This window comes from Hoeflea sp. YIM 152468 (assembly GCF_029210485.1).
Taxonomy (GTDB): Bacteria; Pseudomonadota; Alphaproteobacteria; order Rhizobiales; family Rhizobiaceae; genus Hoeflea.
Genome location: NZ_JARGET010000019.1, coordinates 179,319 through 194,496, shown reverse-complemented (window position 1 = coordinate 194,496; position 15,178 = coordinate 179,319). Strand labels below are relative to the sequence as shown.

Genomic DNA, 15,178 nt, shown 5'->3' with positions numbered 1-15,178 from the left:
GCCAAAGGGACGTGGTTAGAAACCGGCAAACGCCTATGGTTTCAGAATGGTAACCTGAGCGCCTGGGCGGCTTTCGGCGTTCAAGGCTCGAAAAACCGTCTCGACAATGCCGTTGCGGTCGAGCCCGGCGCGCGCATACATCGCGTCGGGCGAGGCGTGGTCCATGAACAGGTCGGGCATGACCATCGAGCGCACCCGCAAGCCGCCGTCAAGCAGGCCTTCGGTTGCCAGGAAATGAAGCACATGGCTGCCAAAGCCGCCGACAGAGCCTTCCTCGATGGTGATCAGAACTTCGTGGTGGCGGGCCAGCTGGCGGATCAGATCATGGTCGAGCGGCTTGGCGAAACGGGCATCGGCAACGCTTGTGGAAAGACCGGCCGCATCGAGGTCCTCGGCAGCAACCAGGCATTCGGCCAGCCGCGTTCCGAACGACAGGAGCGCGACCTTGGTTCCTTCGCGCACAATCCGGCCCTTGCCGATCTCCAGGATCGAGCCGCGTTCGGGCATTTCGACGCCGACCCCTTCACCGCGCGGATAGCGGAACGAGATCGGGCCTTCGTCATAGGCTGCAGCCGTGCGCACCATGTGCTTGAGTTCGGCCTCGTCGGACGCAGCCATCACCACGAACCCGGGCAGGCAGGCCAGATAGGCGGTGTCGAAGGAGCCTGCATGGGTGGCTCCGTCTGCGCCGACAAACCCGGCCCGGTCGATCGGAAACCGCACCGGCAGCTTCTGGATCGCCACATCGTGGACCACCTGATCGTAACCGCGCTGCAGGAAGGTCGAGTAGATCGCGCAAAACGGCTTCAACCCCTCGGTTGCCATGCCGGCGGCGAAGGTCACCGCATGTTGCTCGGCAATTCCGACATCGAAGCTGCGTCCGGGAAACGCCTTGGCGAACTTGTCGACCCCGGTTCCGCCCGGCATCGCCGCGGTGATCGCAACTATCCTGTCATCATGGCCGGCTTCCTGCACCAGTGCCTCGCCGAACACGGCGGTGTAACTGGGGGCATTGGGCTTGGCCTTGGCCTGGGTTCCGGTGACCACGTCGAACTTGGAAACACCGTGATACTTGTCGGCGGCGGCTTCGGCCGGCGCATAGCCCTTGCCTTTCTGCGTCACCACGTGAATGAGCACCGGGCCATCGCCATTGTCGCGCACATTGCGCAACACCGGCAGCAAATGATCGAGATTGTGGCCGTCAATCGGGCCGATGTGGTAAAATCCGAGTTCCTCGAACATGGTGCCGCCGGTCACATAGCCACGCGCATGCTCGACGGCGCGGGTGATGGCGCGATCGATGTTCTTGCCCAGATAGGCGGTCAGCTTCTTGCCGAACTCGCGGAAGCCCATATAGGTGCGCCCCGAGGCCATGCGCGCCAGATAGGCGCTCATCGCACCCGTCGGCGGAGCGATCGACATGTCGTTGTCGTTGAGAATGACGATCAGCCGCGCATCCAGCGCACCGGCATTGTTGAGCGCTTCATAGGCCATGCCGGCCGACATCGCGCCGTCGCCGATCACCGACACCACATTGCGTGGTGTGGCGGTCAGGCCGCTTGCCACCGCCATGCCGAGGCCAGCCGAGATCGACGTCGAGGAATGCGCCGCGCCGAACGGATCGTATTCGCTTTCGTCGCGCTTGGTGAAGCCGGACAGACCATCTTGCTGACGCAGCGTGCGAATTCTGTCGCGCCGTCCGGTCAGGATCTTGTGCGGGTAGCATTGATGGCCGACATCGAAGATCAGCCGGTCATGCGGGGTATCGAACACCTTGTGAATGGCAATCGTCAGTTCGACCACGCCCAGACCCGCGCCCAGATGACCGCCGGTTCGCGACACCGCATCAATCATTTCGGCGCGCAGCTCTGCAGCAAGCTGCGGCAACAGCTTGTCATCGATGCCTCTGAGATCGGACGGGAACCGGACGGTGTCCAGAAGCGGGGTTACTGGCGGATTGGTCACATTAGGCCTCACAATTGCCTTCGGCGTAGCCCGGATACCCGAAGCTGTAAACCCGAACAAGCATCCGAAAGAGGATCCGGGCGCAGTTGCCACATGATAAATTTCAACGTTTCAACAGAATACCCCGATCGATCCCGAATAGGTATGGCTTGAATGCAAATTGCCAACCATTGCGATCCGCAAAATAGGAAAAAAGCCTCAGGTTGCAGGGCAGGCCCTTGGTGTCGGGATGAAACGCCTCACCGCTCAGCGGAGCGAGTGTCCGCTCACCGAACGAAAAGGCGCGCGCTTCCAGCCGGCCTCGCCGGAAATGACCTATTCTCGATGACGAAACGCGATAGCTCATGACAGCGCAACGGCCGGGATGGCCGCCTGGAACAATGTCATCTCCGAAAAACACCGGGAGATGATGATCGCTCGCCCGTCAGCCAGGGGTTTTCGACTGAGACAAGGTAACTTGAGTATCGCAATCAAGCGAGTTGCTGACCGTGCAAATTGACTTGGCGTTCGTCACAAGTCCGAGGGCAAGGCGCGGATCAGCGACCGGATTGCCGTGTACGACGCAGCGGATTCCTTTCAATCTGCCGGGCAGGTCGAGCGTCTTTTCGGCGGTGATGGAGATGGTGAAAGGGGCCAGTGCCAGGTCTTCGCGGCGGGCAATGATCCGGATCGATTCGACAAGGCAATGGCCGAGGGAGGCCAGCAGGGTGACGACAGGCGACGACCGGGGCGGATGCTGCTGCGCCTGCGTCAGATCGGCCTGCGCGAAGGTAACCGCGTCTGCACCGTCGAACAGCACGTTGACCGGTCCGAACTGTTTCGGCTTGATTTTAACCATGTCGTTTTGGCCTTTCGCTCAGAACAGGAGGTTGGGAAGATAAAGCGCGATGATCGGGAACATCGTCAGAATGAAAATGGCGAGGAGATGGATGATCCAGTAGGGCACCGTCGCCCTGGCAGCATGCCCGAGACTGACCTCGTTCCTTGTCAGGCTCGACAGCACCGACAGGTTCAACCCGACCGGGGGTGTCACCTGGCCGATCTCGATCACGATGGTGATGAGGACACCGACCCAGATCGCGTCATAACCAAGGCCGGTAAGCAGGGGAAACACCACCGGAAGCGTCATGATCATCAGCGACAGCCCGTCGAGGAAACAGCCGAGGATCAGGTAGATCAGCACGACGAGGAGGAGGATGCTGTAACGGTCGAGGCCACTCTCGGCGACAACACTCAGGATTTGCTGCGGCACCCCGAGAATGCTGACCGAGAGGCCGAGAATGGCCGCTCCCAGGACCACAAAGCCGACAGCCGAGAACAACAGCGCCGAGTGGAAGACCGCACCGGCGAGCTTCGAAAGCGTCAGCTCGCCCCAGATCATCGAGATGATTGCGGCGATGACAACACCGACGCCAGCGGCTTCTGTCGGCGTTGCGAGCCCGCCGATGATGCTGCCGATCACCGCCGCGACCAGGATCAGAAGCGGCCAGATCTGACCGAAACCGAGCACGATATCGCGCAATGACTTCCGTGTCGGATCCACCGGCGCGACATGCGGATGTCGCACCGCCTTGACGCAGATATAGGTCATGAACATGGCAGCCACCATCAGCCCCGGCAGGATGCCGGCTACGAACAACCGGCCTATCGAAGTCTCGGTCAAGGCGCCGTAAATAAGGAAGGACAGGCTGGGTGGAATGAGCAGCCCGAGAGTGCCGCCGCCCGCCAGGCTGCCGACGATGACGTTTCTGTCGTAGCCGCGCTTGATCATCTCGGGATAGGCGACCGAACCGACCGCCGCCGCCGTCGAGAGGCTCGAACCGCTGACCGCCCCGAAGAGGGTGCAGACTGCAATATTGGTGTGCAGCAGGCCGCCGGGAATGCGCCGGAATACCGGCGAGAAGGCTGAATAAACGCGGCTGCTGATGCCGCTGCGCAGCAAAATCTCGCCGAGCAGGATGAACAGCGGCACCGCGCTGAGCGTGAACGAGTTGAAGACGCGCCAGATCGCGTCGACGGCGAGTGAGGTCGCTCCGTTCGAGAAGAAGTGCAACAGCACCAGCCCGGTCAAGCCCAGTGCCGCGCCCAGCGCCACACCCGTCGATGCGCCGACCACCAAGATTCCGCCCAGTGTTGCCCAGAACATGGTTCAGCCCTGTCCGTCAGAGACAGCAATGTCGGGAAGCGATTCCAGCGGCATGTGGTTTTCAGGCTCCAGAACACCGACGAGCCGCGCCAGGAAGATCAGCCAGGTCAAACCCAGCGACAGCGGCAGGACCGCCATCCAGGGATAGAGCAGAACGCGCGAGTTCTCGGTCTTGAGGTTGCGCTTCCAGGCAAATTCAAGCCAGGGGATGGCCTCGAAAACGATCCACCCGAAGAACATCAGCCCGACCAGCAATGCGGCGACCCGCACTGGCGTCTCGAACCGGGCTTTCAACGCTTCGGCGACGATCGAAACCCGTATGTGCTGCGCCCTGAGCGTCACCAGCGGCAGGCCAAGAAACAGCGACGCACTCAGCATGAGGCCGATGAGGTCCTCGGCGATGTGCAATGGCGAGTTCGCAAACCGCCGCATCACCACGCTGGTGACGATGACCGCAACGATTCCCGTCATGATCATCGTCGCCAGCACAGCGAGGCCGAGGGCCAGATATTCCAGCCCAAGCGCGGACGTGCGTTTGAATTTTGCCACGGACAGGGATCAGCGGCCGAGCGCAGTCAGGACGCGCTGCCGGTAGTCGAGCGCGTTTCCACCGGCTTCCTCGGCAAGCATCTGCCACGTCTCGGAAACGGCTTCCAGGAACAGCGCCCGGTCGGACTCGGGGAAATCGTCACCCCAGACGATACCCATCTCGGTGAGCTTCTTGCGCGCGTCCAGCTCTTTCTCCAGGTCGGTGTCGTACTGGTTGGTGCGGGCCCAGAGCGCGTCGGCCGCCTTGATGATCTCCGCCTTCACCGTCTCATCGGTCTTTTCCCAGCGGTCGGTTGCCACACCGAGCGTGTAGGGCGCCGAAGCCATCGGGTAGAGGAATGAGGCGTATTTGGTCACTTCCTGCAGCGAGATGGTGTGAGCGTAGAGGGCTGGATAAAGCGCGCAGTCGACCACACCGGTCTTCAACGCCACATAGGTTTCCTCCTGCGGGATGATCTGCGCCGACACGCCGAGCCGGGTGAAGGTCTCCACCTGCTCGCGCGCCCAGACGCGCAGCTTGATTCCCTTCAGATCGGCGAGCGTGCTGATCGGCTTTTCGCTACAGAACAGGGAGACCGACAAGGTCGGGATGGCGACGAAGCCGACCGTGGTCACGTCCCAGTCCTGATATTCGTTGATGTAGATCTCCTGCGCCACCGGCAGGACCGCCTTGAGTTCATCCACTGTGCTGATAGCGCCCTGCACGAACACCGTGCTCAGCGCCGGGGCATCGCGGCCGAGATAGTTCGACCACATCAAGCTCATCTCGATCGCGCCGGTCGGCAGCACGCGCAGGAGGTCGGTGTTGGGAAAGCCCAGCGACCCGCCGCTGTAGACCTTGATCGAGAAATCCTTGTCAGCCAGTGCGGTGTTCACCTCGGCAGCGAATTGTTCGAGCTGTGCTGATTCGGGTCGCGTTTCCGGGAGGAAATTGTTGAGGCGCCATTCTTCGGCGAAGCTGGCGGATGCCGTCGAGCCTGCCAAGGCTACACACAGAGCGGCTGTGCGGATGATGGTTTTCATATGCTGTCTCTTTTCATTGGTCGGACCTTTGGCCCTTGAGTGCGAGGCATTGTACTTCAAAAAATGACCGACTGTCCTCGCTCGCAATTGAGGGTTCCGTCGGTCGTGAGCATCGCCCGCCTGGTGAGCGTTCGGATGGTGGCGACAACCTCCGCCTATTGGATGAGCGACCATGGCGTTGTAGGCCAAAGGCGGGGCACCCCCAGCGGTTGCTGACTGTGGAATAAGTAACCCTTGTTGCTTCCCAGGTGGCTTGATCAACGACCACACCACATCTGGCCAAGCGTTGCGAGGAATGTTCACGCACGATTTCGCTGTTTTTTAGAATATTGTGATGTCTGACCGCCCATCAGGCGAAAGCCAGTCGGATTGAGCGAGGAAATTGCCGACAGGCCGATGTCTGCGAAGGTGAGCGGCGGCGGCCGCGCTGCAGCGCTCATTTCATATATGCCGTGAAGGCAGGCCGTCTCTTCGCGATACGGTGGACAGCCGTTGTTCATGGCCTCGTGGCAAGAACAGCCCGGGCGGACCAGTTCGGCGTTTCGCCGGCAAAGCGTTCAAAGAAGCTCACCGCCAGATCGCTGTCGGGTTGAACTGTTCACCCCCGGCGACACCTTGCGCGTCGGCCAGTTCACGATAGTGAGCGGGCGATCGGGCCATGTGGTCGGCGGCCTATGGTTCCACGTTGATGATGGTCAGCATCAGGCAGTTTATTGTGCCGATGTCACGCCGGGAAGCAGCGTGTTCGTGATGGATCCTGTGCCGCGGTGCGACCTGATTTTGCTGGATACATCCTCTGCCGCCGATTCAATTTTGGGGTTGCAGCTTCGGGGTTGCAGCGCAGCACCGAGATCGAGAACTCGATAGCCGCCCATCCATCCGGGTGCCTGCTGCCTGTACCGGCTTCAGGCAAACCCTTGGAAATCATGGCCATATTGCCTGGCAGATTTGCCATTCATCAGGCAATGCGCGAACCGATTTCCATACAGATTCTTGCCCAGAACGCCTTTGCGCCCTCCACGCAGGAACTGCTGCGGCAACAGCTGGCGCTTGCCGTCGACTGGTCTGACGGTGAACCGTTTCCGGATTGCCCGCTGCTCACCGTTGACGGCATGGGCAGCGCCGGTCCTTGCTGACAGGGTCGGAACCGACGGGGATGTGACGACGCTGATCATACCGCGCGGACGCGCATGAGACGACAGATGGCGACGAGAACGATTTGATAGACAAGGGTTATGCCTGCATCAACCGTCTCAACTGGTTCGGACAGAAGGCGCTGGAGGACCGTCTGCTTCAGCAATTGCCGAAGTGATTGACCCGCTTGCCCGGTATGGCGCACCGGTGCCCATCTGAGCGCGATGCCCCCGATCCTCAACAGCGCCGAATAGAACCACAGGCGCTGGCCCCGCCACCTTCACCGTCGGGGGAGCGCCAGATGTCGTCCACGTGTGACTGTAAAGTTACTCGGCGTCGAGCGGCTCCGTGCCGACCGGCTGGCCCTGGCGGTCGAGCCGGATCTTCTCGATGCGCTTTTCCGCCGCCGAAAGCAGTTTCTCGCAATGGGCCTTCAGCGCCTCGCCGCGCTCATAGATCTCGATCGACTTGTCGAGCGCCACGTCGCCGCGTTCCAGCTGCTCGACGATGCGTTCGAGTTCCGCCACGGCCTGTTCGAAACTCATGGCTGTCATGTCGTTGGCGTCACTCATCGATTATCCCTCTTGCAGCCGGATCACATGGGCCGCCGCCGATTCGGCGAGGCCGACGAGATCATAACCGCCTTCAAGCAGGCTGACGACCCGGTTGCCGGCGTGCCGTCCGGCGATCTCCATCAGCTTGCCGGTGGCCCAGTCGAAATCGTCGGCGACCAGGTTGATTTCGGCCAGCGGATCGCGGTGATGCGCGTCAAATCCGGCGGAGATGATGATTAGATCCGCATGCGCCTCCTCCAGCGCCGGCAGAATCCGGGTCTTGAATGCCTCGCGGAAATGGTCACTGCCGTCATTGGCTGACAGGGGCGCGTTGAAGATGTTGCCCTTGCCGGTCTCCCTGAGGGCACCGGTTCCCGGATAAAGCGGCATCTGATGGGTCGAGCAATAGATCACGCTGTCGTCGTCGTAGAAAATATCCTGGGTGCCGTTGCCGTGGTGCACGTCCCAGTCAACGATCGCCACCCGTTCGGCACCATACGCCCGTTGCGCGTGCCGTGCGGCAATCGCCGCCTGGTTGAACAGGCAGAAACCCATCGAGGTGTTCTTCTCGGCATGGTGGCCGGGAGGCCGGGTTGCGACAAAGGCGTTGTCGGCTTGCTTTTTGAACACCGCATCCACCGCCGCCATCGCGCCGCCAACCGAAATCAGCGCCGCTTCCATCGACCGCGGACTGGCCGTGGTGTCGGAATCGATCCGCGCAAATCCGCTCTCGGGAATGGATGCGCGGATCCGTTCGAGATAATGCTCCGGATGCGCCAGCAGCACCGCTTCAGCGGCGGCCTCAGGCGCCAGATGCCGCACCAGCGAGTTGAAATGCTCATGTTCAAAGACAGCCTCGAGCGCTTTCATCCGGTCGGGCCGTTCGGGATGGCCGGCAGGCACCAGATGTTCGAGGCTGATTGGATTGGAAAAATAAAACGTGGTCATGAAATCTATCTAGCGATGAAATGGCGCTGATGCCAGTGCCGATCCACCAGCCACCCGGTCTGTTTTTTCCGTCAGCCGATAAAACCGGCAGGGCAATCGGGCCGGATTTGCTACCACGGGGGTGGAGCACAACGCCTCTGGGTCATTACAGGCCGGGGCTAAGGGCGGCTTTGGGGAGGGGGCGCGATGCTGCGGGTGACAGGCGCCAATCGCGCAGGTGGCGTCGGGGCTGCCGGCTTCTGGACCCGGTGGCGATTTTCGGTTCCGGAGAGCCGATGAGGCGACCGGGTATGGCTCGGCTTTTGGCAATCGCCAGATTTTCGCTTTTGAACAAAGCGCGAACACGTGTAGGCTGCGGCCATGGTGATTCAGATCTCGAACAAGACAGCGCGGCGGATTTTCCTGGCCAAACAGGGGCTTTCGGCGCCGCCGTCGCGGGCGCTGGGCAAGCCGGATCTGTTGCAACTCATTTGTGACCTTGGCTTTGTCCAGGTCGACAGCATCTCCACCGTCGAGCGCGCCCACAACCAGATCCTGTTTTCCCGCAACCAGACCTTCCGGCGGGATCATCTGCGCCAGTTGCTGGAAGAGGACAGGGCGCTGTTTGAGCACTGGACCCACGATGCGGCGATTGTTCCGACCGCCTTCTATCCCTATTGGAAACACCGGTTTGCGCGCCAGGAGGAGAGCTTGCGCAAGCGCTGGGCAAAATGGCGCGGCGAAGGCTTCGACAAGGTGTTCGACGAAACCTATGCCCGGTTTGCTGACGGCGGCGCCTGTCTGGCTCGCGAGGTCAAGCAGGCCGATCACAAGTCCGGCGGCTGGTGGCAATGGCACCCGTCAAAGACGGCGCTCGAATTTCTCTGGCACACCGGCAAGCTTGCCATCAGCGCCCGCCGGAACTTTCAGAAGATCTACGATCTGAGCGAGCGCGTGATCCCGGCGGATCAGCTTGCTGCTGAGGTTTCCCACGACGAATTTGTCGAGTGGGCCTGCCGCAGTGCGCTGCAACGGCTCGGCTTCGCCACCCATGGCGAAATCGCGGCGTTTTGGGATCTGGTCTCGCCGCAAGAGGCCAAGGCCTGGGTCGCAGACAACCGTCGACAGCTCGAAGAAATCGAAATCGAGTGTGCCGGCACGGCCAAACCGCGCGCATCCTTTGGCTTTTCCGGTCTGCCGCCGAAATTGCAAGACTGGCCCGAACCGCCCGCCCGCGTTCGTGTGCTAAGCCCGTTCGATCCGCTGTTGCGCGACCGCAACCGGGCAGAGCGGCTGTTTGGCTTCCGCTACCGCATCGAGGTCTTCGTGCCCGAACACAAACGCGAATATGGCTATTATGTCTTTCCGCTGCTTGAAGGCGACCGGATGATCGGGCGCATCGACATGAAGGCCGATCGCAGGGCGGGGACGCTCAATGTCACCCGGCTGTGGCTGGAGCCAAAAATCCGCGCTTCAGCCGGCCGAATGGCCAGACTTGATGCCGAACTTGTCCGGCTTGCGCGCTTCACTGGCGTGAGCGAAATTGTCTATGCTGACGGGTGGAACAACAGCACATAAACTATTCAGACGCCTATGCCAGGTGACAGCGGGCTTGCTGAAGCGGTTTGATGTGTCAAAAAATCTTGAGTTGTTGATTGCCTGCGAGTGTGGAAAACAGGAGCCATGTGTGCGCCGCACCGTGCGTCCGGGAAATTGAAGGCGAGAGTATTTCATGGCCAGGCCTGTCATCGGCATCATCGGCAATGCCTACAGTGTGGAAAACAGGTTCTCCGTGCAGATCGCCGGACAAAGCAATCTGAAGGCGGTCGTGGACGTCACCGGCGCCTTGCCGCTGATATTTGCCGGCGATCCGCAGCTGACCGACATATCGGACTTGCTCGGCGTCGTGGACGGCGTCCTGCTGACCGGAGCCAGGGCGAATGTCCATCCAAGCTTGTTCGGCACCCCACCTGATCCCAGGCATGAGCCCTATGACGAGGCGCGCGATACGGTGGCATTGCCGCTGATTGAGGCCTGCGTCGCCAGGGCGGTGCCATTGTTCGGGATTTGCCGTGGCTTCCAGGAGATGAATGTCGCCGCAGGCGGATCGCTGCATCCTGAAATCCGCGAATTGCCCGGCCGCATGAACCACCGCATGCCGCGCCTCGAGACCGGCGAGATTCACCCTGATCCTACGGTCGTCTTTGCCGATCGCCACGAGGTTCGGCTGATCCCGGATGGTGTTTTCGCCCGCATCCTCGGGCGAGAGACGATCCGGGTCAATTCCTTGCACGGACAGGGCATTCTCGAACTCGGCGAAAGGATCGTGGCCGAGGGAATCGCCGAAGACGGAACCATCGAAGCGATTCGCTTCAACGGTGCCGAGGGCTTCGCGCTCGGCGTGCAGTGGCATGCGGAATACGATCCACAGGACAATCCGGTCAACCGGGCGCTGTTTCAGGCTTTCGGCGAGGCGGTCAAGGCCTACAAGCTGCGGCGTTAGAGCGGCTTGGTATTCGCACGGTGCGCTAAGACGCATCACATCAAACCGGTTCCGGGTGACGCACATTAGGCTCTTTGTTTATGCGTGTCGTTGTCGCAAAACCGCTGTACAGTTTTGCGCGACCTGCATTAGATGATCTCGGTCGACGAGATTTGGATGCCGAAACCTTCAAGGCCGACATAATGCCGCTCGCGTGAGGCATAGAGCTTGATCGAGGTGATACCGAGATCCTTCAGGATCTGCGCGCCCAGCCCGATTTCGAGCCACTCGTCCTCGCGGGCCTGGGCCTCGGCGTGTTCCTCTCCCTCCTGGATGGCGGTACGCCGGGAAGCCTGCGGCCCGACGCCGACCGAGCCCTCGCGCAGATAGATCACAACGCCACGCCCCTCGCTGGCCATCTTCTGCATGATCGCATTCATCGGCTCCTGTTTCGAGAACACGTCAGCGACGACGGATTCCTGGTGCAGCCGGACCGGCACATCGACGCCGTCGCGAATATCACCGAACACCACAGCGAGGTGGTGCATCGGATCCCAGAGCAGCTTGTAGCTATGGGCTTTCGCCCTGCCCACCACGGTTTCCACGTCAAAACTGTCAATGTGCTCGACCAGCGTTTCCTTGCGCTGGCGGTAGGCAATCAAGTCGGCGACGGAAACCTGCTTGAAGCCGTGCTTGACGGAGAAATCGCTCACCTGTTCGCCGCGCGTCACCGTGCCGTCGTCATTGACCAGTTCGCAGATCACCGCAATCGGCGGCAGATCGGCAAGCTTGCACAAATCAACGGCGGCCTCGGTGTGGCCCGAGCGCATCAGAACCCCGCCTTCGCGGGCAATCAGCGGAAAGATGTGGCCGGGGCGGGTGAAATCGCTGGCGCCGGCATTGGGATTGGCCAGATTGCGCGCCGTCAATGTCCGATCTTCCGCCGATATGCCGGTGGTGGTTCCATGCTTGTAATCCACTGACACTGTAAAGGCTGTCGTGTGGGCAGAGTCATTTTCCGCCACCATGGCGTTGAGGTTGAGCCGTTTGGCCTCTTCCCGCGGCATCGGTGTGCAGACGATGCCCGACGTGTGCCGCACGATGAAGGCCATTTTCTCGGGCGTGCAGTGAACAGCGGCGACGATCAGGTCGCCCTCGTTCTCACGTCCGCCGTCATCGGTGACGACAACGATTTCACCGGCTTCAAAGGCGCGAATGGCTTCAACGACGCGGGTCTGGTCATAGGACATGGGATTATCTCTCAGTCGAGGCGACCGGTCTGGCCGCGGTCTCTCAGGTAATGATCGGCGAGCGCACAGGCAACCATGGCCTCGCCAATCGGAACGGCGCGGATGCCGACGCATGGATCATGCCGGCCTTTTGTCCTCACATCGACCTCGTTGCCATCCGAATCGATGGACCGGCGGTAGTTGAGGATAGAGGAGGTTGGTTTGACGGCAAATCGCGCCACAACCGGCTGCCCGGTCGAGATGCCGCCTAGGACGCCGCCGGCATTGTTGGACAGAAACACGGGGTTGCCCTTGTCATCGATTCGCATTTCATCGGAATTGTCCTCGCCGCTTATGCGGGCCGCATCAAAGCCATTGCCGATCTCGACGCCCTTGACGGCGTTGATCGACATCAGATTGGCGCAGATGTCCTGATCGAGCTTGGCATAGATCGGCGCGCCGAGACCGGCGGGCACATTCTCTGCCACCACTTCGATTACCGCCCCGACCGAGGAGCCGGCCTTGCGAATCGTGTCGAGATAGTCTTCCCACACCGGCACCATCGCCGGGTCTGGACAGAAGAACGGATTGGTGTCGATTTCCGCCCAGTTCCAGTTCTCGCGGTTGATCTTGTGTTCGCCGATCTGCACCAGCGCGGCACGGATGACAATACCGGGGACAACCAGACGGGCCAGTCCGCCGGCTGCAACTCTTGCCGCGGTCTCCCGTGCCGACGATCGTCCGCCGCCGCGATAGTCCCGGACGCCGTATTTGACGTCATAGGTGTAATCCGCATGCCCGGGCCGGTAGCGCTTGGCGATCTCGGAATAGTCCTTGGAGCGTTGATCGGTGTTGTCGATCAGCATCGAAACCGGGGTGCCGGTGGTGATCAGGCCGCCGTCTTCCGCGCGCATGACGCCGGAGAGCACCTTGATCAGGTCCTCCTCGCGTCGTTGGGTGACGAAGCGGGACTGGCCGGGTTTGCGCTTGTCCATCCAGTGCTGCAAGCCGGCTTCGGTGAACCGGATGCCGGGTGGGCATCCATCAACAATGCAGCCAAGCGATGGCCCGTGGCTCTCGCCCCAGGTGGTCACGCGAAACAGATGGCCGAAAGTGTTGTGCGACATGCGAGTCTACCGTTCAGTAATGCGGAGTGTGCCCTGGCTTGAAGTTCGTTGTGACTTCTAGATGATATCAGGGCCTGGGGGGAAGCCTTTTTGTCGTCATTGCTTAAACGCGCTGTCAATTCGTTGACATAGCAAGTGGTTGCGGTTCACATACCGGCATCAATTTTGCCACAATCTGCTCCTTCAAAGGGGCTACTCGAATCTATTGACCAAGGACTGCCCGATGCGTTTTGTGATTTCCACACTCCTGGCTGTGTCAGCCATGCTTGCACCGTTTGCCGCCTGGGCCCAGAGCGCCGATGCCACCGGCACCATCACGGACATTTCCACTGCCGAACAGACAATCAAGCTCGACGATGGCAAGGTCTACCAGACCCCGGCTGAATTCAATTTCGAGGGGCTGGACAAGGACGTCGAAGTCGTCATCTTCTACACCGAGATCGACGGCAAGCGGATGATCAATGATCTCGAGCTGGTGCAGTAGGCCTTCAGCCGGTCCGACCCACGTCAAGCCTACGCAGCGCCCTCATTGGACGAGGGTTACATCCAGTTGATCTTGGTGCCGGAAATCCGCAGGATGCGGTCTTGCGGCACATCCATCATCGAAGCTTCGTCGCCTGGCAGGCCGCCAATGCGGTTGAACAGCGCCCGGATGATGCCGCCATGGGCGACACAAACCGTGGGCGTTGCGACGGTTGCCAGATAGGCATCAACGCGCTTCGCCATCATCTCATAGCTTTCAGCGCGGTCTCCCGGCGGCAGGAAATTCCATTTGTTCTCTTCGCGCTCGGCCATCGTGCCCGGCTTGGCGGCTTCTATTTCGTCGGGTGTGTAGCCCTCCCAGTCGCCGAAGCTGACTTCGATCAGCAGCGGCTCTATCCGGTAGGCCTTGGGATCGAGCCCGGCATTCTGTCGCACCAGTTCCATGGTGTTGCGCGCCCGCGACAGCGGGCTTGACACCCAGTCAAAGCGGCTGGCGTCGAAGCCTGGGATTGCAGCCAGAGATTTGCCGTTGAGGGTCGCCTGTTGGACGCCGAGCTCGTTGAGCCCGATGTCGCGCGCGCCCTGAAGCCGGTTCTCGCGGTTGTAGCTGGTTTGGCCGTGGCGGATCACAAACATGTCGAGGTCAGGCATGGTCAGGTCTCCGGGACGTGCCGCTTGTCTGGCAAGCTTGTCTTCAAAGGCCCGGCCGCAGATATCGCAGCTCGGGGAGGGCTCAGACGACGCTGATATCAGGCGCATCCACAGCCTTCATGCCAACCGTATGGTAGCCTGAATCGACATGGTGGATCTCGCCGGTGACGCCCTGCGACAGGTCGGAAAGCAGATACAGCGCGGAGCCGCCCACCTGTTCGATGGTGACGGTGCGCTTGAGGGGAGAATTGTACTCGTTCCACTTCAGGATGTAGCGGAAATCGCCAATGCCGGAGGCGGCCAGCGTCTTGATCGGCCCGGCCGAAATCGCATTGACGCGAATGCCCTTGCCGCCCAGGTCAACGGCAAGATAACGCACGCTGGCCTCCAGCGCCGCCTTGGCCACGCCCATCACATTGTAATGCGGCATCACCTTCTCGGCGCCGTAATAGGTCAGCGTCAGAATCGAGCCGCCATCGTTCATCAGCGGCTCGGCGCGCTTGGCCACCGCAGTCAGCGAGTAGACCGAGATGTCCATGGTGCGGTTGAAATTTTCGCGGCTGGTCTCGACGTAACGGCCGGTCAGTTCGTCCTTGTCCGAAAATGCGATGGCGTGAACAACGAAATCGATCTTGCCGAACTTGCTCTCGACCTCGGCAAACACCGCATCGATGGTGTCGAGATCGGTGACGTCGCAATGACCGGCCACGATGGCCCCGAGTTCATCGGCCAGCGGCGCGACTCGCTTCTTCAGTGCGTCACCCTGATAGGTCAGTGCAAGTTCAGCGCCGGCATCGGCGCAAGCCTTGGCGATCCCCCAGGCAATTGACCGATTGTTCGCCACGCCCATGATCAGGCCGCGCTTGCCCTTTAAAAGGCCGGAAGTGTCAGCCATTGCATTCTCCATC

The 15,178-nt window shown here is 60.9% G+C and carries 16 protein-coding genes; 4 read left to right on the top strand and 12 right to left on the bottom strand.

Annotated features, from left to right (window positions below):
• Window positions 1-33: 33 nt before the first annotated feature.
• The 6 genes from dxs to dctP all read right to left on the bottom strand — a co-directional run bounded on the left by dxs (window position 34) and on the right by dctP (window position 5,683).
• The gene (dxs, locus tag PZ897_RS10475; RefSeq protein ID WP_275752218.1) at window positions 34-1,965 is read right to left on the bottom strand and encodes a 1-deoxy-D-xylulose-5-phosphate synthase; all 1,932 of its coding nucleotides are present in this window, start codon (window positions 1,963-1,965) and stop codon (window positions 34-36) included.
• 103 nt (window positions 1,966-2,068) lie between these two features.
• Complete coding sequence (locus tag PZ897_RS10470) at window positions 2,069-2,311, bottom strand: hypothetical protein (protein ID WP_275752217.1); 243 nt, start codon at window positions 2,309-2,311, stop codon at window positions 2,069-2,071.
• Between the two features lie 78 nt (window positions 2,312-2,389).
• Window positions 2,390-2,803, bottom strand: a complete 414-nt coding sequence (locus PZ897_RS10465; protein WP_275752216.1) for an OsmC family protein — start codon at window positions 2,801-2,803, stop codon at window positions 2,390-2,392.
• Window positions 2,804-2,821: 18 nt separating this feature from the next.
• Window positions 2,822-4,111 (bottom strand): TRAP transporter large permease, encoded by a 1,290-nt coding sequence (locus PZ897_RS10460; RefSeq protein ID WP_275752215.1) that lies wholly within the window; start codon window positions 4,109-4,111, stop codon window positions 2,822-2,824.
• 3 nt (window positions 4,112-4,114) lie between these two features.
• Entirely contained in the window at window positions 4,115-4,660 is a 546-nt protein-coding gene (locus PZ897_RS10455) for a TRAP transporter small permease (RefSeq protein WP_275752214.1), read from the bottom strand.
• A 9-nt stretch (window positions 4,661-4,669) separates the two neighbouring features.
• Window positions 4,670-5,683 carry a TRAP transporter substrate-binding protein DctP gene (gene dctP, locus PZ897_RS10450; protein ID WP_275752213.1) on the bottom strand — a complete coding sequence of 338 codons (1,014 nt, stop codon included), beginning with the start codon at window positions 5,681-5,683 and terminating at the stop codon, window positions 4,670-4,672.
• A gap of 926 nt (window positions 5,684-6,609) precedes the next feature.
• On the opposite strand from dctP, the gene PZ897_RS10445 reads away from it, so the two are divergent.
• Window positions 6,610-6,819, top strand: coding sequence for a hypothetical protein (locus tag PZ897_RS10445; protein WP_275752212.1), 210 nt, complete (start codon window positions 6,610-6,612; stop codon window positions 6,817-6,819).
• Window positions 6,820-7,143: 324 nt separating this feature from the next.
• On the opposite strand, the gene PZ897_RS10440 is transcribed toward PZ897_RS10445, so the two are convergent.
• Window positions 7,144-7,389: an exodeoxyribonuclease VII small subunit gene (locus PZ897_RS10440; protein ID WP_275752210.1), complete on the bottom strand. Its 246-nt coding sequence runs from the start codon at window positions 7,387-7,389 to the stop codon at window positions 7,144-7,146.
• Between the two features lie 3 nt (window positions 7,390-7,392).
• A complete protein-coding gene (locus tag PZ897_RS10435) occupies window positions 7,393-8,319 on the bottom strand; it encodes a histone deacetylase family protein (protein WP_275752209.1) in 927 nt (308 codons plus the stop codon).
• A gap of 360 nt (window positions 8,320-8,679) precedes the next feature.
• Here PZ897_RS10435 and PZ897_RS10430 point away from each other — a divergent pair, with 360 nt between their 5' ends.
• Both PZ897_RS10430 and PZ897_RS10425 read left to right on the top strand, forming a co-directional pair.
• Window positions 8,680-9,876, top strand: a complete 1,197-nt coding sequence (locus PZ897_RS10430) for a winged helix-turn-helix domain-containing protein (protein ID WP_275752208.1) — start codon at window positions 8,680-8,682, stop codon at window positions 9,874-9,876.
• Between the two features lie 154 nt (window positions 9,877-10,030).
• Window positions 10,031-10,801 carry a gamma-glutamyl-gamma-aminobutyrate hydrolase family protein gene (locus PZ897_RS10425; RefSeq protein ID WP_275752207.1) on the top strand — a complete coding sequence of 257 codons (771 nt, stop codon included), beginning with the start codon at window positions 10,031-10,033 and terminating at the stop codon, window positions 10,799-10,801.
• A 128-nt stretch (window positions 10,802-10,929) separates the two neighbouring features.
• Here the strand turns inward: PZ897_RS10425 and ribB are convergent, their stop codons facing one another.
• A complete protein-coding gene (gene ribB / locus PZ897_RS10420; RefSeq protein ID WP_275752206.1) occupies window positions 10,930-12,030 on the bottom strand; it encodes a 3,4-dihydroxy-2-butanone-4-phosphate synthase in 1,101 nt (366 codons plus the stop codon).
• Window positions 12,031-12,041: 11 nt separating this feature from the next.
• Window positions 12,042-13,136, bottom strand: a complete 1,095-nt coding sequence (gene aroC, locus PZ897_RS10415) for a chorismate synthase (protein ID WP_275752205.1) — start codon at window positions 13,134-13,136, stop codon at window positions 12,042-12,044.
• 223 nt (window positions 13,137-13,359) lie between these two features.
• Here aroC and PZ897_RS10410 point away from each other — a divergent pair, with 223 nt between their 5' ends.
• On the top strand, window positions 13,360-13,620 hold the full coding sequence (locus PZ897_RS10410; protein WP_275752204.1) for a DUF1344 domain-containing protein: 261 nt from the start codon (window positions 13,360-13,362) through the stop codon (window positions 13,618-13,620).
• Window positions 13,621-13,676: 56 nt separating this feature from the next.
• Here PZ897_RS10410 and PZ897_RS10405 read toward each other — a convergent pair whose 3' ends face one another.
• Window positions 13,677-14,270 (bottom strand): histidine phosphatase family protein, encoded by a 594-nt coding sequence (locus PZ897_RS10405; RefSeq protein WP_275752202.1) that lies wholly within the window; start codon window positions 14,268-14,270, stop codon window positions 13,677-13,679.
• A gap of 82 nt (window positions 14,271-14,352) precedes the next feature.
• The gene (gene fabI, locus PZ897_RS10400; RefSeq protein WP_275752201.1) at window positions 14,353-15,165 is read right to left on the bottom strand and encodes an enoyl-ACP reductase FabI; all 813 of its coding nucleotides are present in this window, start codon (window positions 15,163-15,165) and stop codon (window positions 14,353-14,355) included.
• Between the last annotated feature and the right edge of the window lie 13 nt (window positions 15,166-15,178).